This is a genomic window from Caulobacter sp. LARHSG274 (assembly GCF_052871235.1).
Genome location: NZ_JBIXJO010000014.1, coordinates 70,091 through 93,751, shown reverse-complemented (window position 1 = coordinate 93,751; position 23,661 = coordinate 70,091). Strand labels below are relative to the sequence as shown.

Sequence of the window (23,661 nt, the reverse complement as noted above, 5' to 3'; positions counted from 1 at the left end):
TCCAATTGCTTGACAGCATCCTGCGCACCATCATTATTGGATCCAATAACCGGCAATGGCTGCAATGAGGCCGGAGAGGAGACGACCATGGCTTCCCCGCCGAACGCTCCGCCGACGACCTGGCCCAAGAACGCCTGGTACGTGGCCTGCACCCCCGACGAGATCGCCGAAAAGCCGCTGGGCCGAAGGATCTGCGGCGAGCGCCTGGTGCTCTATCGCGGCCAGGGCGGCCGGGCCTTCGCCCTGGAGGACTTCTGCCCGCATCGGGGCGCGCCGCTGTCGCTGGGCTCCGTCCGCGACGGCGACCTGGTCTGCGGCTATCACGGCCTGACCCTGGGCTGCGACGGCAAGGCGGTCTCCATGCCCGGCCAGAGGGTCGGCGGCTTTCCGGGCGTTCGCGCCTTTCCCGTGCTGGAGCGCTACGGCTTCATCTGGGTGTGGCCCGGCGAGGCCGACCTAGCCGACCCGGCCAGGCTGCATCCCCTGCCCTGGGCCGAAAGCCCCGACTGGGCCTATGGCGGCGGCCTCTATCACATCCAGTGCGACTACCGGCTGATGGTCGACAACCTGATGGACCTGACCCACGAGACCTATGTCCACGCCTCCAGCATCGGCCAGAAGGAGATCGACGAGGCGCCGGTGACCACGCGGCTCGACGGCGAAACGGTGGTCACCAGCCGCTTCATGGAAAAGATCTCGGCCCCGCCGTTCTGGCGCATGGCCCTGGGCGGGGCCGGCCTGCCGGAGGACGCGCCCGTCGACCGCTGGCAGATCTGCCGCTTCTCCCTGCCCAGCCACGTGATGATCGAGGTCGGGGTGGCCCTGGAGGGACACGGCGGCTATCAGGCCCCGGCCGACAAGAAGGCGGCCAGCATCGTCGTCGACTTCATCACCCCGGAGACCGAGACCTCGCACTGGTATTTCTGGGGCATGGCCAGAAGCTTCGCTGTTGGGGACGCGGCCCTGACCGACACCATCCGCCAGGGCCAAGGCAAGATCTTTTCTGAAGACCTGCAAATCCTCGAACAGCAGCAGCAGAACCTGCTGCGCCATCCCGAGCGGCGGCTTCTCAAGCTCAATATCGACGCTGGCGGCGTGCGTTCGCGGATGCTGATCGACAAGGCCATCGCCGCCGAACAGGTCCCTGTCCCGGTCGACGCCTGAAAGAGAAACGCCGCCGATCAGCCCATTCGGACGACGGGCTTGATCACCCGCCCCTGTTCGCCGTCAGCGACGGCCTCGTTGATCCGGTCGAGCGGATAGAAGGCGATCAGCCGGTCGAACGGAAACTTGCCGGCCTGATAAAGCGCCACCAGCCGGGGAATGAACACGTCGGGGTCGGCGTCGCCCTCGACGATGCCGCGCACGGTGCGGCCGCCGCTCATCACCGCCACGGCGTCGAGGCCGAGCTCGTCGCCCATCTTCGAGGCCCCGACCAGGCCGCAGACGCCGCGCGGGGCCAGACAGTCGACGGCCTGGCGCATGACCCTGAGATTGGCGGTGGTGTCGAGCGTGTAGTCGGCGCCGGTCCCGGTGATGGCCTGGATGCGCTCGACCACCGGCTCGGCGCGGCCGTCCAGCGCGTGGTCGGCCCCCAGACTCAAGGCAAAGGCCAAACGGGCCGGATTGATGTCGACGACGATGATCGGCGACACGCCTTCGGCCTTGGCCGCCAGCACGGCGCTGAGGCCCACCGCCCCGGCCCCGAACACCACCAGCGAGCGGCCGGCCCTGGCCTGGAGCGCGTTCATCACCGCCCCGGCTCCGGTCATCACCCCGCAGCCGAGCGGGCCGAGGATCTCCAGCGGCGCGTCCCTGGACACCTTCACCGCGTTGCGCTCGTGGCACAGGGCGTAGGTGGCGAACGACGACTGACCGAAGATGTTGCCGTGGATGGCCTCGCCGTCCTTCGAGAGGCCCGAGCTGCCGTCCGGCCGCGCGCCCATGAAGTTGCGCGGGAAGAATTCGTGGCAATAGGTCGGGGCGTGGTCGCTGCAGGACGGGCAAGCGCCGCAGGAGTTGAAGGTCATCACCACGTGATCGCCGGGCGCCACCTTGGTCACGCCCGGGCCCACCCGCTCGACGGTCCCGGCGCCCTCGTGGCCCAGCACCACCGGCTGCGGCGTCGGCAGGTCCTGGTCGCGCATGACCATGTCGGTGTGACAGACGCCGGTGGCCACGACCCGCACCAGCACCTCGCCGGCCCGCGGGTCCTCAAGCTGGAGGGTCTCCAGGCCGAACGGGCCCGAGCGGCTGCGGAGAACGGCGGCCGTGATCTGCATGGAAGGGTCCTGAAGCGACGTGGAACTCAAGAAAGACCCCGATCGGCTTGGGAGTCGATCGGGGCCAGGGCGGGAGGTGGCTAGAAGGGATAGGGCGTCGCCGCCGGCTTGACCGTGGTCCAGCGCCAGGTCGTGAACTCGTCGAGATTGGCCGGACCGCTGATCCGCGAGCCGTTGCCCGAGGCCCCCATGCCGCCGAACGGCGAATGCGGACCGGCCTCGACGGTCTGGTCGTTGATGTGCAGATGGCCGACGTCCAGGCGCTCGCCCAGGCTCATGCCGCGCCCGACCGAACTGGTGATGATCCCGGCCGCCAGGCCGTAGTCGCCGCGATTGGCCAGGACCGCGGCCTCGGCGTCGTCGGCGAAGGCGGCGACCACCGCCACCGGGCCGAAGATCTCCTCGTCGAAGGCCCGCATCCCAGGCCGAACCCCGGTCAGCACCGTCGGGGCGTAGAACAGGCCCTGATAGGTCCCGCCCGCGGCCAGGGTCGCGCCGGCCGCCACGGTGTCGGTGACGATGGCGTGGACCCGCTCCAGCTGCGCCTGGCTGATCAGCGGCCCCAGGGCGACACGGCCGGTGGTCGGGTCGCCGACCGGCAGTTGGCCGGCCTTGGCGACCAGGCGCTCGACGAGAGCGTCGTGCAGGCCCTGCTGCACCAGGATGCGGCCGGCGGTCATGCAGATCTGGCCCTGGTGCAGCCAGGCGCCCCAGGCGGCGTTGGAGGCGGCGACGTCGGGATCGGCGTCGTCCAGCACGATCAGGGGGTTCTTGCCGCCCAGTTCCAGGGCCACCTTCTTCAGGTGGGCGCAGGCTGTCTCGCCGACCTTGCGGCCGGCGGCGGTGGAGCCGGTGAAGGCGACCATGGCGATGTTGGGGTCGCGGCACAGGGCGTCGCCGGCCTCGGCGTCGCCGGGCAGCACGTGCAGCAGCCCCGCGGGCAGGCCGGCGTCCTCGAACAGCCGGGCGATCAGGAAGCCGCCGCTGACCGGCGTGCGCGGGTCGGGCTTGAGCACCACGGCGTTGCCGGCCGCCAGGGCCGGGGCCACGGCGCGGATCGACAGCACCAGCGGGAAGTTGAACGGCGAGATCACCGCCACGACGCCGAGCGGAACCCGGCGAGCCATGCTCAGGCGCCCCTCCGACGACGGCAGCAACAGGCCCTGGGCCTCGGTGGCCATCATCGCCGCCTGGCGGACGAAGCCGGCGGCGTGTTCCAGCTCGACCGCGGCCTTGGCCTCGACCGAGCCGGTCTCGCGCATGATCCACGGCGCGGCCTCGCCGGCCTTGTCGGCCAGCAGGGCGGCGGCCTTCAGCAGCACCGCCTGGCGGGCGTCGGGCGCCAGAGCCGCCCAGGCCGGCTGGGCCGCCCTGGCGGCAGCGGCCGCCGCCGCGACGTCCTCGCGGCCAGCCCGACCGACCCGGGTCAGGACCTGGCCCGTCGCCGGCTCGATCACCTCCAGACGACCGCCCAGGCTCGGAACCCAGCCGTTCGAATAGAGCCGGTCGCGCCACTGGGAGTCGGCCAGGAACGGCGCGGCGGCCGTGTCGTCGAGGGCCTTGGCGGGGCGGTCTTGCAGCAGGGTCATGGCGGCTATCGCACTCAAGATCGGATCGTCGGATCCGGGACGCACCCCTTTGGGGCGGATGAGGCGGGCGCGCCGGACCGCGCGCCCGCCCCGGCTCAGAAGGTCACGCCGAAGCGGACATAGGCCTCGCGCGGCCGGCTGTAGGTGCCGAAGATCGTGCCCGCGGCGATGTTCTCGTTGCCGGTGGTCAGGTACCGCTTGTCGGTCAGGTTCGTGCCGCCGGCGGTCACCGTCCAGGCGCCGCCGGGATCGGCGTAGGACAGGCTGGCGTTGACCACCTGCACCGCTGGCCGTTTGAGCAGATAGGTGCGCTGGGCGTTGTTCCAGATGCTCGACGTATAGGTCCAGTCGGCCAGGGCCGTGACCGTGCCGCCGTTGCCGAGCGTGAACTGGTAGCGCGGGCTGACATTGATCTTCCACTTCGGCGTCTTGGGCAGAGGCGCGCCGACGAAGGTGCCGGCCTGGAACGGGTTGGGGCCGCTGACGGCCAGCACGCCGGCCAGCACGTCGGTGTAGCGGGCGTGGAGCCAGCCGGCCGAGGCGTTGATCGTCAGGCCCTTGACCGGCACGGCCACCGCCTCCAACTCGACCCCGTCGATCTTGGCGTCGCCGGCGTTGCGGATGGTCGGCGAGGTGCCCTGCTGGAAGTTCAGCTGGATGCCGTCGTACTGGGTGGTGAAGGCCGCGCCGTTCAGCTGCAGCCGCTTGTCCAGCAGCTTGGACTTGAACCCGACCTCCCAGGTGGTGGCCTTTTCCTCGCCGAACGGCTGGGCCAGCAGCTGGGGATTGGTCAGTCGGGTCGTCCAGCCGCCGGTCTTGTAGCCCTTGGACCAGCTGACATAGGCCATCAGGTCGTCGCCCGGATGCAGCTGCACGCCGACCTTGGGCGAGAAGTTGCTGAACTCCTGGTCGTTGACGCCTGGTGCATAGACCCGCACCGGATTGGTCGGATCCGGATAGTTCAGCGCCGTCTGGCAGGAGACTGGGGCCAGGGCGAAGGTGGCGTTGGGGGTGATGTTTCCGTTGGCGTCCGAACAGCCGAAGAGCTTGTAGTTGAAGCCGTTCAGGTCCTGCTGGCCACCCTCGAACAGCTTCTTCTCCTTGGTGTAGCGGCCGCCGATCGTGACGCCGATCAGGTCGATCGGCCGCCAGTCGACCTGGCCGAACGCGGCGTAGTTCTTGGTCTCCAGCTGGTTGGGCCCGTCGACCTGCAGCAGGCCCTCGTCGAAGGTGACGAAGTCGTGCAGCGAGCCCTTCTCCTTGAAGTAGTAGCCGCCGAGCACATAGTTCAGCTTCTTGTCGAAGGCCGAGCCGAGCAGCTGCACTTCCTGGCTGAACTGCCACTGCTTCATGTCGAAGCTCAGCTGGGCGATGTTGAGGGGCGAGCCATCGGCGTCGGTGCCGCTCTTCCACAGCAGCTTGCGATAGGCGGTGATCGACTTGAGCGTCACGGTGTCGGCGAGGCTGTGCTCGACGGTGGCGCCCAGGCCCCAGTTGGTCAGCTTCGAGAAGCTGTTGCCGGTGGCGTAGCTCTTGTCGATGTCCTTGCTGATGAAGCGGCCGTCATAGGGCAGCCGATCGTTGTTCGGGTCGCTGTCGACATTGACGCCGGCCAGGGAGGCGACGTGCAGGCTGGGGCTGTACTGGGTGCCGCGCACGCCGCACAGGGCCTGGGCGTTGCGGGCGGCGATCTGGGTCGGGGTCGCACCGATGCAGAAGTTGTAGAGCCCGCCGAACAGGAAACCCGTCGTGCCGGTCGGGTCGAAGGCTGTGCCCGGCAGGTTGGCCGTGCCGGCGAAATTGCCCGGAACCGTCTCGGTCGTGCCAATCAGGGTGTTGGCCAGGCCGCCGCTGTCCTCGCGGGTGTAGTCGGCCGCCAGCACGACCTTGGTCCGCTCGCCGGTCCACTTCAGCTTGCCGCGCAGGTTCCAGCTGTTCTCGCCGCCCTCCTTGGAGGCCGTGTCGAAGCCCGACGAGGGAAAGGCGGTGTAGGACGTGGTGTTGCGGGCCCGGGCGTCCGGATAGGGAATGCGCTCGACATAGCCTTCGCGGCTCTTGATCCCGAAGGTGATCGACGAGCTCAGGCCGTCAGCCAGCGGCAGGTCGGCGCTGCCGCGGGCCTGCAGCAGGTTGAAGCTGCCGGTGGTGACGTCGCCGGTGAACTTGAAGATGTCGCCCGGGTCGCGGGTGACGATCGAGATGGCGCCGCCGATGGTGTTGCGGCCAAACAGCGTGCCCTGCGGGCCCTTGAGGATCTCGATGCGCTCGACGTCGAGCAGGTCCTGGTTGGCGCCGACGGTGCGGGCCAGGTAGACGCCGTCGACATAGATGCCGACCCCCGGATCGATGTTGAAGGCGAAGTCGTCCGAACCGATGCCGCGGACATAGGCCGACAGCACCGAGGGCGAGCCGGAGAACGGCGTGCCGCCGTCCAGGGTGACGTTGGGCGCCAGGTTGGACAGCTGGGCGACATTGCCCACCGCCCGCTCCTGCAGCGCGTTGGCGGTGAAGGCCGAGATGGCGATCGGCACGTCTTGGACGTTCTCCGAACGCTTCTGGGCGGTGACCACCACCTCCTCGACCACGGACTGGGCGTGGGCGGCGCCCGCCGCGGCCGCTGAGATCAACGCCGATAGCGCCGATGCGGCGACCAGCGCCTGCCTGAACGACGTCCTGCGACCCATGATCCGATCCTCCCCTTGGTTATTTTGTTGACCGAGGGGAACACGGACTGGAGCGCCATGCTTGGCCAGGCGCGAAGCCGACTTTCACAGTCGCGAAGAAACTTCGCTTTTCAGCGCCTTCGCCCTATCCCGCGCGGTATTCCCGCGGGCCGACGCCGTAGAGCGCCTTGAAGGCGCGGCTGAAATGGGAAAGCTCGTTGAATCCCAGGCTGAAGGACAGCTCGGTGATGCTGCGGTCAGCGCCTCGGCGGCGCAGATGCTGGGCGGCCAGTTGCAGGCGCTTGCGACGGATATAGGCCAGCGGCGTGGTCGCCGAGGCGGCGAACACCATCTGCACGTAGCGCGGCGAGACGCCGAGCGCGCTGGCGACTCCGCCGACGCTGAGGTCGGGGTCGCAGAGATTGTCGTCGATGTACCGCCGGATGCGCGCCTTCAGCCCGTGGTCGGGCGCGGCTTCGACCGGGCCGTTGCGGGCGGCGGCCGCCAGCAGGGTCAAGGCGGCGTCCAGCAGGGCGTCGGCATAGTCGGCGGCGACGTCTTCGGCCGGCGTGGCCCAGAGGTTGCGGATGAAGGCGGCCAGCACCGCGCCGCCGATGGCTTCGCCGCCGATCCGGCGGCCGACCAGGGCGTCGGCGTCGTCCAGGCGGGCGGCGACCCGATCGGCCGGCAGCCGCAGGACCAGCATCCGGTTGGGGTCGTCGAACCGGATGGTGTAAGGGCGCGAGGAGTCGCAGAGCATCAGGTCGCCGGCCCCGAGCACCGCCTCCTGGCCGTCCTGGACATTGAGGCTGGAGCCCTGGTCCTGGACGTGGAGCTTGAAATAGCGGGGCCGTCCGTCGTTGCCCTGGCGCGCGCGACGCACGGTGGCGGGGCTGGAGCTCACCCGCGCCAGGCCGATGGCTCCGAATTCCCGGGCGTCCATGACGCCGCAGAAGCCAGCCCGGTCGGCGTCGATGGTCAGGTTGTCATAGACCGTTCCGACCAGGTCGTTCCAGTCGTCCAGGCCATGGACGGCGACGGGGTCCGTCCTCGCATCCTGGCGCAAAGCGCTACACAGCATCGTCGCCTCCCTGTTTCCGGCGGCGGCCTGACGACCGCTTCTTCCGGTTCCGTTTCCATCGCCCCGCCCCGTTTCGGGCGAGCGTCGTCACGATCCGCTCAGCACTATGACCTGCTCGCGCAGGACGCCCTTCTGAATCTTGCCCGAGCCGGTCCTGGGCAAGGCGTCCACCACCGTGGTCGCCTTGGGCAGCTTGTAGCGGGCGAGCTTCGACTCCAGATGGGCGATGACGTCGGCGTGGCCGAAGGCGGCGCCGGGCGCCAGGACCAGCACGACATGGCCGACCTCGCCCCAGCGGGGATCGGCGACGCCGAACACCGCGCATTCGGCGATGGCCGGATGATCGGCCAGGGCCGCCTCGATCTCGGCCGGGTAGACGTTCTCGCCGCCGGAAATGAACATGTCCTTCTTGCGGTCGACCAGCCAGTGGAAGCCGTCGGCGTCGCGCAGCGCGATGTCGCCGGTGCGGAACCAGCCCTCGTCGGTGAACGCCGCGGCGGTGTCGGCCGGCAGGCGCCAATAGGCGGCGAAGAGATTGTCGCCCTTGAGCAGCAGCTCGCCGGCCGCGCCGGGCGGGCAGTCGCGGTCGTCGGCGTCGACGATGCGGGTCATCACGCCCGGCATGGCGACGCCGGCCGAGCCGGCGCGCGCGTCGATCAGGTCCGGATCGACCGGCATGCCGAACACCGTCCCCGCCTCGCTCATGCCGAACCCGTCGGCCACCGGCACGCCGTCGCTCAGCCAGGCGCGAATGTCGGCGGCGGGATGCGGCGCGCCGCCGGTGAACAGGGCGGTGAGGCCTGCGAAGGCCGAGGCGCGGTAGTCGGGATGTCCCCGCAGCATCGCCGCCATCTGCGGCACGCAGAAATAGTGCGTCACGGCCAAGTCCGGATCGCCGATCCGCTCGAGGGTGCGACCCGGGTCGAAACCGTCCGACACCAGCATTGCGGCGCCGTGCAGCAGCGGCGCCCGCACGCAGGTCACCAGGCCGATGACATGGAACATCGGCGCGTCGTTGAGGAAGACGCTCTGGTGGGTCACCCGGCCCAGCCGGCCGAAATTGATCGCCGTCTGGTCCAGATTGCGCTCCGACAGCACCACGCCCTTGGGCCGCCCGGAGGTGCCGGAAGTGTAGAGGATCAGCGACGGCCGGTCGCGGTCGAAGGCGACCGTCGGCAGCGGCAGGGCCGCCTCGATCTCGGCGGCCAGGATGTCGAGCGACAGGCCTTCCACCTGGCAGCGCGCCAATTCGGCGTCGCCGACGATCAGCCGGGGATCGGCGTCGTCGATCAGCGCCAGGACCTCGGGCGGGCTGAGCCGCCAGTTCAGCGGCGCATAGATCGCCCCGATCCGCGCGCAGGCCAGGTGCAGGACGGCCAGCTCCACCCGGTTGCGCGCCAAGCTGGCGACCCGCTCGCCGACCGCGCAGCCGCGGTCGAGCAGCACCCGGGCGCAGCGGGCCACAGCCGCGTCGAGCGCGGCATAGGTCCAGCGCCGGCCGCTGGCCAGCTCCGCCGCCGCCAGCCGCTGGGGCTGCAAACGGGCCTGCACCCCCACGTGATCCACCGGAACGCCCATGGCCTTGTTTCCCCTGGTGTCCTCCCCTGCCCCGTCTCAGCTCTGCTTGGCCAGATCGTAGGCGCCGAGCCCCGGCTTGTAGGTCTTGTCGTCGATGAACTGCTTGATGCCCTCCTTGCGACCCTCGTTGTCGAAGGAATTGGCCGCCTCCTGAGCCCGGACCAGATAGTCCTCGGCGCTGTCATAGGTCATTTCCTTGACCCGGCGGATGGCGTCCTTGGTGGCCTTGAGCGCCACGGGGTTCTTCTTCAGCAGCACCTCGGCCAGTTCGCGCACGCGCGTCTCCAGGCGCTCCAGCGGCACGCTCTCGTTGACCAAGCGCCATGCGGCGGCCTTCTGGCCGTCGATCAGCTCGCCGGTCATGGCGTGATACATGGCGTCGCGCAGTGGCATCAGGTCGACCACCACCTTGGTGGCGCCGCCGCCCGGCAGGATGCCCCAATTGATCTCCGACAGGGCGAACTGGGCCTCGTCGGCGGCGATCGCCAGGTCGCAGGAATAGAGCGGGCCATAGCCGCCGCCGAAGCACCAGCCGTTGACCATCGCGATGGTCGGCTTCTGGTACCAGCGCAGGCGCCGCCACCAGCCGTAGGACTCGCGCTGCGCCTGGCGCACCGCGCCCAGGCCCTTGGCCTCGGTCTCGCGGAAATATTCCTTCAGGTCCATGCCCGCCGACCAGGCCGAGCCCTCGCCGGTCAGGACCAGCACGCCGACGTTGTCGCGGAACTCCAGCTCGTCCAGCACCTCCATCATGCGCCGGTTCAGGGTGGGGCTCATGCAGTTGCGCTTGTCGGGGCGGCTGAACTTCACCCAGGCGATGCGGTTCTCGACCCGGAAGGTCGCGGTGTCGTTGGCGTCGGTCATGCTCGGTCCTTGGAAATCGTGGAGAGGCGACGCGGGCCGCCCGAAGGGATGTCAGATCGGGAAATGGCCGGCTTGCGTCTCGATCGTGATCCAGCGCAGTTCGGTGAAGGCCTCGATCCCCGCCTTGCCGCCGAACCGGCCGTAGCCCGAGCCCTTCACGCCGCCGAACGGCATCTGGGCCTCGTCATGCACGGTGGGACCGTTGACGTGGCAGATGCCGGACTGGATCCGCCGCGCGACCTTGAGGCCGCGCGCGATGTCACGGGTGAAGACCGAGGCCGACAGGCCGTATTCGGTGTCGTTGGCCAGGGCGATGGCGTGTTCTTCGTCGCGCGCGCGGATCACGCCGACGACAGGGCCGAAGCTCTCCTCGCGGAACAGGCGCATGGCCGGCGTGACCTTGTCGACCACGGTGGCGGGCATCAGCACGCCCCGGGCCGGGCCGCCGCTGACCTGGACAGCCCCGGCGGCGACGGCGTCGGCCACCAGCCCCTGGACGTGGGTGACGGTCTTCAGGTCGACCACGGCGCCGAGCGGCGTCTTGCCCTCGCGCGGATCGCCAACCGCCAGGCTGGCGACCTTGGCGGCGAACTTCTCGACGAAGGCGTCAGCCACGGCGTCGACGACGATAATCCGCTCGGTCGACATGCAGATCTGGCCCTGGTTCATGAAGGCCCCGAAAGCGGCGGCCTTGACCGCCTCGTCGAGGTCGGCGTCCTCCAGCACGACCAGCGGCGCCTTGCCGCCCAGTTCCAGCAGCACCGGCTTGAGGTGCTCGGCCGCGCGCTTGGCGATGATCTTGCCCACCGCGGTCGAGCCGGTGAAGTTGATCCGCCGCACGGCCGGATGGTCGATCAGGGCGCCGACGATGGCCGCGGCGTCGGCCGGGGCGTTGGTGACGACATTGACCACGCCCTCGGGCAGGCCGGCGTCGGCGAAGGCCTCGATGATCAGGCTGTGGGTCCGCGGACAGGTCTCGGAGGCCTTCAGCACCACGGTGTTGCCGCAGGCCAGGGGCGTGGCGATGGCCCGCACGCCCAGGATGATCGGCGCGTTCCACGGCGCGACGCCCAGCACCACGCCGGCCGGCTCGCGGAGCGCCATGGCCAGGCAGCCGGGCTTGTCGGACGGGATCACCTCGCCGGCCACCTGGGTGGTCAGGGCGGCGGCTTCGCGCACCATCGACGCGGCGAGCATCAGGTTGAACCGCGCCCAGCCTTCGGTGGCGCCGATCTCGCCCATCATCGCCTCGACAAAGGCGTCGGCCTTGGCCTCCAGGGCGGCGGCGGCCTTGGACAGGAAGGCGCGGCGGGCGTTGGGGCCCAGGGCGCTCCAGCCGGGCAGCGCCGCCTGGGCGGCGTCGGCCGCGGCATTGGCCTGGTCGACCGTCATCGCGGCCGAGGTGGTGGCCACCGCGCCGGTCACCGGGTCATGGCGGTCGAAGGTGGCGATGCTGGCGGTCTGGTTCATGCTCATCCCTTTCGCGGGGCGCCGGCCGCCGAAGCGGGCTCGTCGGCGACGTCGTCATTGAGCCGCAGCTTGCCCAGCAGCCGGCGCAGCTGCGCCTGTTCGTCCGGAGTCAGGGCGGCGAAGGCGGCCTGGTCATGGTCCTGGGTCACCCGCTCGATCTCTTCGCGCAGGATCCGGCCCGAGGCGGTCAGGTGCAGGGCGTTGGTGCGCCGGTCGCGGCCGGACCGCCGCTCGATCGCGCCCAGCGCCTCGAGCTCGTCGACGGCCTTCATGGTGCTGGCCCGGTTGATGCCGAGGGCGCGGCCGAGGGTGATCTGATCGCAGCCCTCGTTCAGGCCGATATAGACCACGGCGGTGGCCCGGGCCGGGGTCACGCCGAACGGCGCCAGCCGCTGCGAGAGCCCGGCCATGGCCCGGACATCGGCATAGTGCAGTTGCAGGCCGAGCCGGTCGCCGAGCGCGCCGAAGGCCTCGATCTCTTCCATGCCGCGCAGCCTCCCGGTCGTTGTTCTTGCGATATTAGTATGCTCGGCAAACAGTATCGTCAAGACTCTATGTCGGCGCGGATCTAGGCCGGCCGTCGCGCTTGCCCGACCGCCAGCAACACGGCGCCCAGTCCGCCCAGGACGGCGATCGGCAGGACCGCCAGCAGCAGGCCGGAGGGCGACAAGCCCAGCGACAGCATGGCGCCGGCCAGCAGAGGTCCCACCGCCGACCCCAGGCGGCCGATCGACACCGCCGCCCCAACCCCGGCCCCGCGGTCGGCGACCTCATAGAGCTTGGGCGCCAGGGCGTAGAGGATCGCCTGGGCGACCAGCACGCCCGCCCCCAGGCCGATCGCGATCGGCACGAGGCTCCAGAGGCTGGCGCTGGTGGCGGCCAGCAACGCCAGGAACAGGACGATCGCCGCATAGGCCGTGACGCTGACCGCCACCCCGCTGCGACGGTCAAGCAGCGGTGCGGCCAGGATGCAGCTCAGCCCGCCGGCGACATTGAAGACGATCTGGAAGACGCCGATCTCGGTGCGGCCGAAGCCCCGCGCCTTCAGCAGCGACGGCGTCCAGTTGAGCAGCAGGTAGAGCACCAGCAAGGTTGCGAAGAAGCTGGCCCAAAGCAGCAGGGTGCGCACCGTGCGCCCCTCGCCCAACAGCGGCCGGTGCGGCGCCCCGGCGATCCGAGCGACCGCCTGTGCCTGGGAACTGGGCAGCAGCAGCACCAGGGCCGGCGCCAGCAGCAGCGGCATGATCCCGCCGATGTGGAAGATCGCCTGCCAGCGGTCAGTGTACAGACTGGCCAGGGTGGCGATCGCCCCGCCCAACGGGGTTCCGCAGTACATCAGGGCCACGGCCCGACCCTTGCGTTCGGGCCGGCTGTTCTCGGCCACCAGGGCGATCAGGTTGGGCAAGGCCCCGCCCAGGCCGACCCCGGTCAGGAAGCGGGCGGCGATCAGCGGCTCCACGGCGTGAGCCAAGCCGGTGAGCACCGAGCACAGGCCGAACAGCGTCACCGACAGCACCAGCACGAACTTGCGCCCGCGCCGGTCCGACAGCCAGCCGCCGGCATAGGCGCCGATGAACATGCCCAGGGTGCTGGCGCTGAAGAACCAGCTGAGCACGCCGGGCGTCAGCCCCAGGGCCGGGGCCAGCCTGGGCGCGGCGACTCCGGCCGCCTGCAGGTCGAAGCCTTCGAGCAAGGCGACCAGGAGGCACAGGAAAAGGGTGCGGCGGCTCGCCGCCGTGTCGATCCTCGACGTTTCGACCATGCCGTCGCCCTCCCCTGACCGACGCCTTTTTCGGCGCTCTTGATTGTGAAGCCGCCACCGGACGGCCCTCCACCCGATAATCCGTATGCCTGACAAACAAATGCGTCAAGGAAGGCGGCGGCGGGCGTCGCGAAACGCGCGCGGCGACAGCCCTTCGGCCTTGGCGAAGAACCGCGAGAAATAGGCCGCGTCGCTGAAGCCGAGATGATAGGCGACCTCGGCGACGCCCATGTTCGAATAGAGCAGCGCCCGCTTGGCTTCGAGCCGCATGCGGTCCTGGATCAGGCGCAGGGGCGAGGCCCCCGCCACCTTCAGGCAGGCCGCCCGCAGCCGGGCCTCGGTGACGCCCAGCCGCCCGGCATAGTCCTCCAGCGGACGACCGCTGCGATATTCGGCCTCCACCAGCTCCCGGAAACGCGCGACCAGCACGGCCTGGTGGCCCAGCACCGTAGGGCTGGCGGCGCGGGATCGCGTCAACAGCCTCAAGGCCTCGACCAGCACGCCGAGCAGGTGCGCCTCTATGGCCGCCCCGCTGGCGGGGGCGCTCCACACCAGCTCGCGGGCCAGTCCGGCCAGAGCCTCGCCGACCGGCGTGTCGCCCGACAAGGGCAGCTGGCAAGGCCCCTCGAACAGATGGGCGAAATCGGGCTCGCGCTGGGCGAGATCGCGCAGATAGCTGTCGGCGATGGTCAGCACCGATCCCGTCGTCTCGGTCTCATAGGCGAAGCCATGCACCACGCCGGATGGGGCCAGCAGCAGGCACGGCGCGGCGAAGGCGATGGTCCGGTCGTCGGCGTCCATCACCCCGCCGCCGGCCGTGATGTGAAAGACGTGATTGAGGTCGGCGTGCGCGTGCGGCCGGATGTTCCAGTCGTTCGGCCGCGTCCGATCGTCCAAGGCCTCCAGGTGCAGGAACTTGCCCTCGACAGCCCTGAGCGGCTCGCCGAACAGGAAAAAGCTGGGGACTACGGCGCTTTGCATGCAGACATCGTCAGCGGTCCGGGCGGGAGGGTCGCGACAAAAAAGTCCAACTTTATCGCCGGTCTGTCCATCGCTATTCGCGCCGCCCCGCCTAGGCTCCGGTCAAGTCGCGGCAAGCGGCGGCCGGCGGAGGAGACAGCGTGCGCACTCAGGTGGCCATCATCGGCGCCGGCCCGGCCGGCCTGTTCCTCGGCCACCTGCTGCAGCGCGCGGGGGTCGACGCCGTCATCCTCGAGCGCAAGGACCGCGCCTATGTCGAGGGCCGCGTGCGGGCCGGGGTGCTGGAGCAGGTCACCGTCGACCTGATGGAGCGCCTGGGCCTGGACGCCCGCATGCGGCGCGAGGGCCTGGTGCATGGCGGCACGAACCTGGCCAGCGACGGCGAGGTGTTCCGCATCGACATGGCAGAACTGACCGGCGGCTCGACCGTCATGGTCTACGGCCAGCAGGAGGTGATGAAGGACCTGTTCGACGCCGCCGAAACCCGCGGCGTGCCGATCGTCTTCGACGCCCGGAACGTCGCCTTGCACGACATCGACGGCGACCATCCCTACGTCACCTGGGAAAAGGGCGGCCTCGAGCAGCGGCTGGACTGCGACGTCGTGGCCGGCTGCGACGGCTATCACGGGGTCAGCCGCGGCGCGATCCCGGCCGCCGTGCAAAGGACCTTCGAGCGGGTCTATCCGTTCGGCTGGCTGGGCGTCCTGGCCGAGGTGCCGCCTTGCGACCACGAGCTGATCTATTGCAACCACGAGCGCGGCTTCGCCCTGGCCTCGATGCGCTCGCCGACCCGAAGCCGCTACTACATCCAGTGCAGCCTCGACGAGGACATCGCGGACTGGAGCGATGCGCGGTTCTGGGACGAACTGTGCCTGCGCCTCGGCCCGGAGGCGGCCTCGCGCGTCACCCGCGGTCCGTCGTTCGAGAAGACCATCGCCCCGCTGCGCAGCTTCGTCACCGAGCCGATGCGCCACGGCCGCCTGTTCCTGGCCGGCGACGCCGCCCACATCGTGCCGCCGACCGGGGCCAAGGGCATGAACCTGGCCGTCTCTGACGTCGTCATGTTGTCTGAGGCCCTGATCGAACACTTCCAGGAGAACTCGGCCGCCGGGATCGACGGCTATTCGGCCCGCGCCCTGGCCCGTGTGTGGAAGGCCGAACGGTTTTCCTGGTGGTTCACCAGCCTGACTCACCGCTTTCCCGACCGCGACGGTTTCGACCGCAAGATGCAACTGGCCGAACTGGCCTATATCAAGAGCTCGCGCGCCGCCCAGGTCACCCTCGCCGAGAACTATGTCGGCCTTCCGCTCGTCTGATGAGAACCCCGCGATGAAGAGCAAGATCTACGAGAGCGCCGCCGCGGCGCTGGAGGGCGTGGTCTTCGACGGCATGACCCTGATGTCGGGCGGCTTTGGCCTGTCGGGCAATCCCGAGACCCTGATCCCGGCGATCAAGGACACCGGCGTCAAAGGCCTGACGGTGATCAGCAACAATTGCGGGGCCGACGGTTTCGGCCTTTGGCAGCTGCTGAACAACGGCCAGATCCGCAAGATGATCAGCAGCTATGTCGGCGAGAACAAGCTGTTCGAGCAGCTCTACCTGTCGGGCGAGCTGGAGCTGGAGCTGAACCCGCAAGGCACCCTGGCCGAACGCATCCGGGCGGGCGGGGCGGGCATTCCGGCCTTCTACACCAAGACCGGCGTCGGCACAGTGGTGGCGCAGGGCAAGCCGGTCGAGGATTTCGAGGGCGAGACCTATGTCCGCGAGACCTGGCTGCGGGCCGACCTTTCCATCGTCAAGGCCTGGAAGGCCGACCCGGAAGGCAACCTGATGTTCCGGATGACCGCCCGCAACTTCAACCCGGTGATGGCCACGGCCGGCAAGGTCACCATCGTCGAGGTCGAGGAGATCGTCGCGGCGGGCGAACTGGACGCCAACGCCATCCACACGCCGGGCATCTATGTCGACCGCATCATCCGCTCGACGATCAACGAGAAGCGGATCGAGAAGCTGACCACCCGTCCGCGTGAGGAGACCGTCTGATGGCCTGGACCCGCGACCAGATGGCGGCCCGCGCCGCCCGCGAACTGCAGGACGGCTTCTATGTCAATCTCGGCATCGGCATCCCGACCCTGGTGGCCAACCACATTCCCGACGGCGTCCATGTCACCCTGCAGAGCGAGAACGGCATGCTGGGCATGGGTCCCTTCCCCTACGAGGGCGAGGCCGATCCGGACCTGATCAACGCCGGCAAGCAGACCATCACCAAGCTGCCGACCTCCAGCTTCTTCGACAGCGCCCAGAGCTTCGCCATGATCCGCGGCGGCCATATCGACCTGACGGTGCTGGGGGCCATGGAGGTGGCCCAGAACGGCGACATCGCCAACTGGACGATCCCCGGCAAGATGGTCAAGGGCATGGGCGGGGCCATGGACCTGGTGGCCGGCGTCAAGCGGGTGATCGTGGTCATGGATCACGCCAACAAGGCCGGCGACAGCAAGGTCCTGAAACGCTGCGCCCTGCCCCTGACCGGCGCGGCCTGTGTCGACATGGTGATCACCGACCTGTGCGTGTTCGACCTGGACAGGAAGGGCGGCGGCCTGACGCTGATCGAGCTGGCCCCGGGCGTGACCCTGGACGAAGTCCGGGCCAGGACAGAGGCCGATTTCAACGCGGGAGCCTTCGCATGAGCGTCGCCTATATCTGCGACGGGATTCGCACGCCGTTCGGCCGCTATGGCGGCGGCCTGGCCAAGGTCCGGACCGACGACCTGGCGGCGATTCCGATCCGGGCGCTGATGGCCCGCCATCCCGATCTCGACGGGAGCGCCGTGGACGAGGTCGTGCTCGGCTGCGCCAACCAGGCCGGCGAGGACAACCGCAACGTCGCCCGCATGGCCGCCCTGCTGGCCGGCCTGCCCGACAGCGTGCCGGGCGTCACCGTCAACCGCCTGTGCGCCTCGGGCCTGGAGGCGATCGGCTACGCCGCCCGCGCCATCGCCTCCGGCCAGGCCGACCTGGTGATCGCCGGCGGCGTCGAGAGCATGAGCCGCGCGCCCTTCATCATGGCCAAGGCCGACAGCGCCTTCTCGCGCAACGCCGAGATCTTCGACACCACCATCGGCTGGCGGTTCATCAATCCGGCCATGCGCAAGGCCTACGGCGTCGACACCATGCCCGAGACCGCCGAAAACGTCGCCGCCGACTTCGCGGTCAGCCGCGCCGACCAGGACGCCTTCGCCCTGCGCAGCCAGCAGCGGGCCCGCGCCGCCATCGCGGCCGGCTTCTTCGACGGCGAGATCACCCCGGTCGAGATCCCCGGCAAGGCCGGTCCGACGATCGTCGACCGCGACGAGCACCCGCGCGACACCACCCTGGAGGCCCTGGCCAAGCTCAAGCCCGTGGTCCGCGAGGGCGGCACGGTGACGGCTGGCAACGCCTCGGGCGTCAATGACGGCGCGGTCGCCCTGATCATCGCCTCGGAAGCGGCGGTGAAACGCCATGGCCTGACGCCGCGGGCCCGCATCCTCGGCTACGCCACGGCCGGCGTCGCGCCGCGGGTGATGGGCGTCGGACCGGTTCCGGCCACCCAGCGCCTGATGGCCCGCACCGGCCTGTCGATCGGCGACTTCGACGCGGTCGAGCTGAACGAAGCCTTCGCCGCCCAGGGGCTGGCGGTGCTGCGCCAGTTGGGCCTGGCCGACGACGGCGCCCATGTGAACCCCAACGGCGGCGCGATCGCCCTGGGCCATCCGCTCGGCGCGTCCGGCGCCCGCCTGGCCCTGACCGCCCTGCGCCAGTTGGAAGCCACTGGCGGCCAGCGCGCCCTGGCCACCCTCTGCATCGGCGTCGGCCAGGGCGCCGCCCTCGCCTTCGAACGGGTCTAGGAGGCCTCCATGACCGACCTCATCGGCTTCACCCGCGAAGACGCCGGCCAACCGCCGTCGCTTTGCCCGGCTTACGCCTCGACCGTGCCGCGCTCGCCGCGCCAGCCCCTGGTGCGCATCCCCCAGACCCTGACCGAGCTGACCGGGCCGGCCGGCTGCTGGGACAGTCTGATGGGCCCGGCCCTGGCCGACCTGACCACCCAGCACAGGGCCATGCCGCAAGGCCAGCGGATCATCGTCGCCGGCCGGGTGCTCGACGAACGCGGCCGCCCCGTCCCCAACACCGTGATGGAGATCTGGCAGGCCAACGCCGCCGGCCGCTACATCCACAGCAAGGACCGCTGGGACGCGCCGCTCGATCCCAACTTCACCGGCGCCGGCCGGGTGGTGACCGACGCGGAGGGCCGCTATCGGTTCACCACCGTGCGTCCCGGGGCCTATCCGTGGGGCAACCACCACAACGCCTGGCGGCCGGCCCATATCCACCTGTCGCTGCTCGGTCCGGCCTTCGCCACCCGCCTGGTCACCCAGATGTACTTCCCCGACGATCCGCTGATCGAGATCGACCCGATCGCCAACGCCATTCCCCTGCCCTATCGCCAGCGGCTGGTCTCGCGGTTCGACATCGAGACCACGACGCCCAACTGGGCCCTGGGCTACCTGTTCGACGTGGTGCTGCGCGGCCGCGACGCGACTCCTTTCGAGGACGACCATCATGACTGAGCAGGTCAATCCCGCCCCGCGCCTCGACAACCAGGACCCCGGCCTGTTCGGCCAGACCCCGTCCCAGACCGTCGGTCCGTTCTTCCACTATGGCCTGCCCTGGAAGGGCGGCGCCGACCTGGTCGGCCAGTCCGACATGGGCGCCCGGTCCGAACTGTTCTCGGAGGAGCACTATGTCCTGAACCTCGCCCCGCCCAAGGGTCCGGTCAGCGGCGAGGTGATCACTCTGGAGGGCGTGGTCTATGACGCCGACGGCAAGCCGGCGCCCGACGCCATGATCGAGATCTGGCAGGCCAACGCCGCCGGCCGCTACGCCAGCCCCGACGACGACCGCACCGAGCTTCCGCTGGACGCCGGCTTCATCGGTTTCGGCCGCGCCTCGACCAGCGAGGAAGGCCTCTATCGATTCAGGACCGTGCTGCCGGGCGCCGTGCCGGGACCGGGCAACAGCTTGCAGGCGCCGCACATCGCCGTCAGCGTGTTCGGGCGCGGCGTGGTCAAGCGCCTGGCCACCCGGGTCTATTTCGAGGACCAGGCAGCCAACGAAGCCGACCCGATCCTGGCCCTGGTGCCCGCCGATCGCCGCGACACCCTGATCGCCAGGAAGATAGACGACGCCTGGCGGTTCGACATCGTCTTGCAAGGCGTGCGGGAAACCGTCTTCTTCGATATCTGACGGTCACGCCCCGGAGCCCGCGCCCTTGTCCTCTCTCCTTCGCGACCGCCCCGCCTCCACCCCGGCCATGCTGGCGGTGTTCGGCGACGCGGCCCTGCTGCGCGCGGCCCTGCTGTTCGAGGCCGTGCTGGCCGAGGCCCAGATGGCCGAGGGGCTGATTTCGCTGGAGGCGGCCGAGGCCATCGTCGCCGCCTGCGCCGAACCGCCGGACGTCCAGGACCTGGCCGAGGCCGCCGCCCACGCCGGGACCCTGGCCATTCCCCTGGTCCAGATCCTCCGCCAACGGGTTGCGGCCCGGCATGGCGACGCCGTCGCCGCCCTGGTCCACAAGGGCGCAACCAGCCAGGACCTGGCCGACACCGCCCTGATGCTGCAGGCCAAGGCCGGCGCAGCCCTGGTCGGCGGCGAGGCCCGCCGGCTCGCCCAGGCCCTGGCGACTCTCGCGGAGACTCACGCCGCCACGCCGATGCTGGGCCGCACTCTGTTGCAGCCGGCCCAGCCGATCACCTTCGGCCTGAAGGTCGCCGGTTGGCTGCAGGGCGTGGACGCCGCCCTCGTCCGCTTCGACGCCGAGGCCGCCGCCGCCCTGCGCCTGCAGTTCGGCGGCGCGACGGGGTCCCTGGCCGGGCTGGACGGCAAGGCCCTGGCGGTCGCCGAGCGGCTGGCCGCGCGGCTGGACCTGGCTCTGCCCGCCACCCCCTGGCACGCCCAGCGCGAGGCCATGGCGGGCCTGGCCAGCGCCCTGGCCATCCTGGTCGGCGTCGTCGGCAAGATTGCCAGGGATATCTCGCTATTGGCTCAAGCCGAGGTGGCCGAGGCCTTCGAGCCGCGGATCGACGGACGCGGCGGCTCCTCGGCCATGGCCCACAAGCGCAATCCGACCGGCTGCCAGGTCGCCCTGTCGGCCGCCCTGCGCGCGCCGCACCTGGCCGCCACGATCCTCTCCGCCCTGCCCCAGGAACACGAGCGCGGCCTGGGCGGCTGGCAGGCCGAGGGTCCGGTGCTCGCCGAACTCTTCCAGCTGGCGCACGGGGCCCTGGCCGCCATGGCTCCGGTCCTCGAAGGGCTGGAGGTCGACACCGAGCGGATGACCGCCAACCTCGCCGCCGCCGGCGTCGGGACCGACATCGGCGAGTCCGAGGCCCTGGTCGCCCGCGCCCTCGCCCACTTCCGGAGAGACCGCTGATGGCCTTCGCATCGCATGACGGGGTTCGGATCTACTGGCGGCTGGACGGCGCGGCCGACAGACCGGTGCTGGTGCTGCTGAATTCGATCGGCTGCGACCTTTCCCTGTACGACGCCGCCGCCCCGCACCTGCTGCCCGCTTTCCGCCTGCTGCGGATCGACACCCGCGGCCATGGCGCCTCCGACGCGCCGGCCGCCGACTACACGCTGGACCTGCTGGCAGACGACGTGCTGGCGGTGATGGATGCGGCCGGCGTCGCCAAGGCCAGCGTCTGCGGCGTTTCGCTGGGCGGCATGATCGGTATGCAGCTGGCCCTGAAGTCGCCCGAGCGTCTCGAGGCCCTGATCGTGGCCTGCACGGCCCCGACGCCCGCGCCGGACGTCCCGACCTGGACCGCCCGGGTCGCCGCCGTCCGCGCCGAGGGCATGACGACGGTGGTCGAAACGGTGCTCGGGCGGTTCTTCTCGCTGGATTTCCGGGCGCGCCATCCCGAGGCGGTCGACACCGTCCGCGCCGGCATGCTGGCCATGGACGCCGAGGGCTACGCCGGCTGCTGCGCGGCGATCCGCGACATGGACCTGCTGCGCCGCCTGCCTGGCGTGACCGCCCCGACCCTGCTGGTCTACGGCCGCAAGGACATCGCCGCGCCGTTCGAAGGCCATGGCGACCGGATCGCAGCCGCCATCCCTGGCGCGCGCGTGGCGATGCTCGATACCGCCCACCTGCCCTGCTTCGAGGATCCCGCCGCCTTCGCCGGCGCGGTGCGCGGCTTCCTGGCCGAGGTACAGAGCGGTTCGGCGACGCGCGAGGCCGCCGAGGCCCTGTTCGAGGCCGGCTTGAAGACCCGCCGCAAGGTGCTGGGCGACGCCTGGGTCGACCGGTCACTGGCGCGACGCACCGACTTCACAGCCGACTATCAGGCGATGATCACCCGCTACGCCTGGAACGAGATCTGGAGCCGTCCGGGCCTGGATCACCGCACCCGCCGCCTGCTGGTGCTGGCCATCTGCGCGGCCCTGGCCCGCTGGGAGGAGTTTCGCCTGCACGTGCGCGGCGGGCTCGAACAGGGCGGCTTCACCCAGGACGAGCTCAAGGAGGTGCTGATGCAGACGGCGATCTATGCGGGCGTCCCCGCCGCCAACACCGCCTTCACCGAGGCCGCGGAGATCATCGCCGAACTTGGAGCGGGCTGAGAGGCCGGCGCGGATCCCGGGCGCTCAAGCCGCGCAGCGTTCCGCAGGGCCGCACCTGGCGGTCAGTTCGCCGGAACCGCGGCCAGCGCCCTGACCGCCGCGATCACCGGTTCGGCCTCGGTCCGCACCAGCCAGTCGGGGCTGACGTCGGCGAACTTCACCACCTGGTCGCGGCCGATCACCACCACGGCCGGCTGCGGCAGCTCCCAGGTCCCGGTCCCCGTGGTCTCGCCGATCGAGCCGCCCTTGGCGCGCTGGGCGGCCTGACTGGCCTCGTCGGCCGTGTAGAGAATGCCGAACCGCCGCCCCAGGGCGTTGCCAGGATCGGTGACGACCTTGAAACTCAGAGCGTGGCGGACGCGGATCTCGCCCAGCCGCTCGGGGATCTGGGGGCTGACGGCCACCAGCGGCACGCCCAGGGCCTTCAGCGTCGGTTGCAGGGCCCGCTCGTAATAGGGCAGCGCGATGTTGCAGGCCGGGCAGCCGGCGAAGCGGAAGAACACCAGCACCGCCGGTCCCCTGGCGGTCAGGCTTTTCAGCGTCAGTTCCCCGCCCTCGACGTCCAACAGGGTGAACGGTTCGACGCGGTCGCCGGCCTTGACCCAGGCGGACGGGTCAGCCTCTTCGACCAGGGTCGCGCGCTGGTCGATATTGATCTTCAGGGCGGCCGGATCCCAGGTGCGCAGGCGTTCGGCGTGCAGGTCGGCCAGCAGTGGGGCCAGGCTCTCTTGGCTCATGGTTTCGTCTCCTCGGTTGTCGTGACGGCGGCTCACGGGGCGACCGCGGCGTTGAACGAGCGGTCGAAGGCGCCGGCCGGGTCGCGGGTCGAGGTCACCGCCCCTGCCGCCCGGAAGCGGTCGAGCACCGCCCGTCCCTCGGCCACCGCCGCGTCGTCGATCGCCGAGGGCGCGATGCGGTAGTGCTGGACGGTGTACAGCGCCACGTCCGGCTGCAAGCCCGTCTCCTTGGACAGGGCGGCGGCGAATTCCTGGGGATGCTCGCCCGCCCAGCGCCGGGCCTTGGCCAGGCGGCGCAGGAAGTCCTCCATCTGCGGCCGCTTGCCGGCGATCGCCGCCTCGCTGGCCGCCTCGTAGCCATAGCCGCTGAGCCGACCGTCGCCGTCCGCCAGGACCGTGGCGTCGTCGTGCAGCCTGGCCAAGGCGACATAGGAGCCCCAGGTCACCCAGGCGTCGATCGCCCCGCTGCTGAAGGCCGCCTTGGCGTCGCCCGGACTGAGGAACACGATCTGGACGTCGGTCGGCTTCAGCCCGGCTTCTTCCAGCAGCCGCAGCAGCAGGTAATGACCGATCGAGCCGCGGCCCGTGGCGATCTTCTTGCCGCGCAGGCCGGCGAGGTCATGGATGGGCGAGCCCTTGCGGACCAGCAGGGCCGTCGACGCGCCGCCGCTCTTGCCGGCCTGCACCGCCTTGATGCTGGAGCCTCCGGCATAGGCGAACAGGAACGGCGCGTCGCCGGCCTCGCCCAGGTCGATCGCCCCGGCCCCCACAGCCTCCAGCAGCGGCTGGGCGGCGGCGAACTCGCTCCACTCGATCCTGTAGGGAACGCCCTCCAGGGCGCCCGACGCGACCAGGATCGCCTTGGTCCCGCCCCTCTGGCTGCCGACCTTGAGCGGGGCCTGGCCGTCCCCTTCTCCGCCGGCGCCGCATCCAGTTAGCAGGGCGGCGGCGGTCAGGACGGCGATGAGGCTGCGTCTTTGCATGGCGCCC

Annotated in this window: 21 protein-coding genes; 9 read left to right on the top strand and 12 right to left on the bottom strand. The window is 70.3% G+C overall.

From position 1 onward, the window contains the following. Nucleotides 1-87 precede the first annotated feature (87 nt). Nucleotides 88-1,164: an aromatic ring-hydroxylating dioxygenase subunit alpha gene (locus tag ACIPQB_RS19390; protein ID WP_446486902.1), complete on the top strand. Its 1,077-nt coding sequence runs from the start codon at nt 88-90 to the stop codon at nt 1,162-1,164. Nucleotides 1,165-1,181: 17 nt separating this feature from the next. Here the strand turns inward: ACIPQB_RS19390 and ACIPQB_RS19385 are convergent, their stop codons facing one another. The 10 genes from ACIPQB_RS19385 to ACIPQB_RS19340 all read right to left on the bottom strand — a co-directional run bounded on the left by ACIPQB_RS19385 (nt 1,182) and on the right by ACIPQB_RS19340 (nt 14,270). After that, nucleotides 1,182-2,282 carry an NAD(P)-dependent alcohol dehydrogenase gene (locus tag ACIPQB_RS19385; RefSeq protein WP_446486901.1) on the bottom strand — a complete coding sequence of 367 codons (1,101 nt, stop codon included), beginning with the start codon at nt 2,280-2,282 and terminating at the stop codon, nt 1,182-1,184. 80 nt (nt 2,283-2,362) lie between these two features. Beyond that, a complete protein-coding gene (locus tag ACIPQB_RS19380; protein ID WP_446486900.1) occupies nt 2,363-3,871 on the bottom strand; it encodes a benzaldehyde dehydrogenase in 1,509 nt (502 codons plus the stop codon). A 95-nt stretch (nt 3,872-3,966) separates the two neighbouring features. Next, the gene (locus tag ACIPQB_RS19375; RefSeq protein WP_446486899.1) at nt 3,967-6,555 is read right to left on the bottom strand and encodes a TonB-dependent receptor; all 2,589 of its coding nucleotides are present in this window, start codon (nt 6,553-6,555) and stop codon (nt 3,967-3,969) included. A 124-nt stretch (nt 6,556-6,679) separates the two neighbouring features. Continuing rightward, nucleotides 6,680-7,615, bottom strand: coding sequence for an AraC-like ligand-binding domain-containing protein (locus ACIPQB_RS19370; protein WP_446486898.1), 936 nt, complete (start codon nt 7,613-7,615; stop codon nt 6,680-6,682). 87 nt (nt 7,616-7,702) lie between these two features. Continuing rightward, the gene (locus tag ACIPQB_RS19365) at nt 7,703-9,193 is read right to left on the bottom strand and encodes an AMP-binding protein (protein ID WP_446486897.1); all 1,491 of its coding nucleotides are present in this window, start codon (nt 9,191-9,193) and stop codon (nt 7,703-7,705) included. Nucleotides 9,194-9,229: 36 nt separating this feature from the next. Then, nucleotides 9,230-10,057 (bottom strand): p-hydroxycinnamoyl CoA hydratase/lyase, encoded by an 828-nt coding sequence (locus tag ACIPQB_RS19360; protein WP_446486896.1) that lies wholly within the window; start codon nt 10,055-10,057, stop codon nt 9,230-9,232. Between the two features lie 51 nt (nt 10,058-10,108). Next, nucleotides 10,109-11,527 (bottom strand): aldehyde dehydrogenase, encoded by a 1,419-nt coding sequence (locus tag ACIPQB_RS19355; protein WP_446486895.1) that lies wholly within the window; start codon nt 11,525-11,527, stop codon nt 10,109-10,111. A 2-nt stretch (nt 11,528-11,529) separates the two neighbouring features. Further along, a complete protein-coding gene (locus ACIPQB_RS19350; RefSeq protein ID WP_446486894.1) occupies nt 11,530-12,012 on the bottom strand; it encodes a MarR family winged helix-turn-helix transcriptional regulator in 483 nt (160 codons plus the stop codon). Nucleotides 12,013-12,095: 83 nt separating this feature from the next. Then, on the bottom strand, nt 12,096-13,289 hold the full coding sequence (gene mhpT / locus ACIPQB_RS19345; protein ID WP_446486893.1) for a 3-(3-hydroxy-phenyl)propionate transporter MhpT: 1,194 nt from the start codon (nt 13,287-13,289) through the stop codon (nt 12,096-12,098). A gap of 105 nt (nt 13,290-13,394) precedes the next feature. Continuing rightward, the gene (locus tag ACIPQB_RS19340) at nt 13,395-14,270 is read right to left on the bottom strand and encodes a helix-turn-helix domain-containing protein (protein ID WP_446486892.1); all 876 of its coding nucleotides are present in this window, start codon (nt 14,268-14,270) and stop codon (nt 13,395-13,397) included. Nucleotides 14,271-14,410: 140 nt separating this feature from the next. Here ACIPQB_RS19340 and pobA point away from each other — a divergent pair, with 140 nt between their 5' ends. From pobA to pcaDC, 8 genes are read left to right on the top strand one after another with little or no spacing between them, the layout of a single operon-like run. Beyond that, a complete protein-coding gene (pobA, locus tag ACIPQB_RS19335; RefSeq protein WP_446486891.1) occupies nt 14,411-15,586 on the top strand; it encodes a 4-hydroxybenzoate 3-monooxygenase in 1,176 nt (391 codons plus the stop codon). A 13-nt stretch (nt 15,587-15,599) separates the two neighbouring features. Continuing rightward, nucleotides 15,600-16,313, top strand: a complete 714-nt coding sequence (locus tag ACIPQB_RS19330; protein ID WP_446486890.1) for a CoA transferase subunit A — start codon at nt 15,600-15,602, stop codon at nt 16,311-16,313. Next, entirely contained in the window at nt 16,313-16,960 is a 648-nt protein-coding gene (locus ACIPQB_RS19325) for a CoA transferase subunit B (protein ID WP_446486889.1), read from the top strand. The genes ACIPQB_RS19330 and ACIPQB_RS19325 overlap by 1 nt, the downstream gene beginning before the upstream one ends. After that, nucleotides 16,957-18,156 carry a 3-oxoadipyl-CoA thiolase gene (gene pcaF, locus ACIPQB_RS19320; RefSeq protein WP_446486888.1) on the top strand — a complete coding sequence of 400 codons (1,200 nt, stop codon included), beginning with the start codon at nt 16,957-16,959 and terminating at the stop codon, nt 18,154-18,156. Before ACIPQB_RS19325 ends, pcaF begins: the two co-directional genes overlap by 4 nt. Nucleotides 18,157-18,165: 9 nt before the next feature. Continuing rightward, complete coding sequence (pcaH, locus tag ACIPQB_RS19315; protein WP_446486887.1) at nt 18,166-18,879, top strand: protocatechuate 3,4-dioxygenase subunit beta; 714 nt, start codon at nt 18,166-18,168, stop codon at nt 18,877-18,879. Next, complete coding sequence (gene pcaG, locus ACIPQB_RS19310; RefSeq protein ID WP_446486886.1) at nt 18,872-19,555, top strand: protocatechuate 3,4-dioxygenase subunit alpha; 684 nt, start codon at nt 18,872-18,874, stop codon at nt 19,553-19,555. The genes pcaH and pcaG overlap by 8 nt, the downstream gene beginning before the upstream one ends. 25 nt (nt 19,556-19,580) lie before the next feature. Continuing rightward, a complete protein-coding gene (gene pcaB / locus ACIPQB_RS19305; RefSeq protein ID WP_446486885.1) occupies nt 19,581-20,741 on the top strand; it encodes a 3-carboxy-cis,cis-muconate cycloisomerase in 1,161 nt (386 codons plus the stop codon). Beyond that, a complete protein-coding gene (gene pcaDC, locus ACIPQB_RS19300; protein WP_446486884.1) occupies nt 20,741-21,934 on the top strand; it encodes a bifunctional 3-oxoadipate enol-lactonase/4-carboxymuconolactone decarboxylase PcaDC in 1,194 nt (397 codons plus the stop codon). The genes pcaB and pcaDC overlap by 1 nt, the downstream gene beginning before the upstream one ends. 62 nt (nt 21,935-21,996) lie before the next feature. On the opposite strand, the gene ACIPQB_RS19295 is transcribed toward pcaDC, so the two are convergent. Both ACIPQB_RS19295 and ACIPQB_RS19290 read right to left on the bottom strand, forming a co-directional pair. Beyond that, nucleotides 21,997-22,671 (bottom strand): peroxiredoxin-like family protein, encoded by a 675-nt coding sequence (locus ACIPQB_RS19295; protein WP_446486883.1) that lies wholly within the window; start codon nt 22,669-22,671, stop codon nt 21,997-21,999. A 32-nt stretch (nt 22,672-22,703) separates the two neighbouring features. Next, on the bottom strand, nt 22,704-23,654 hold the full coding sequence (locus ACIPQB_RS19290; protein ID WP_446486882.1) for an ABC transporter substrate-binding protein: 951 nt from the start codon (nt 23,652-23,654) through the stop codon (nt 22,704-22,706). Nucleotides 23,655-23,661 lie beyond the last annotated feature (7 nt).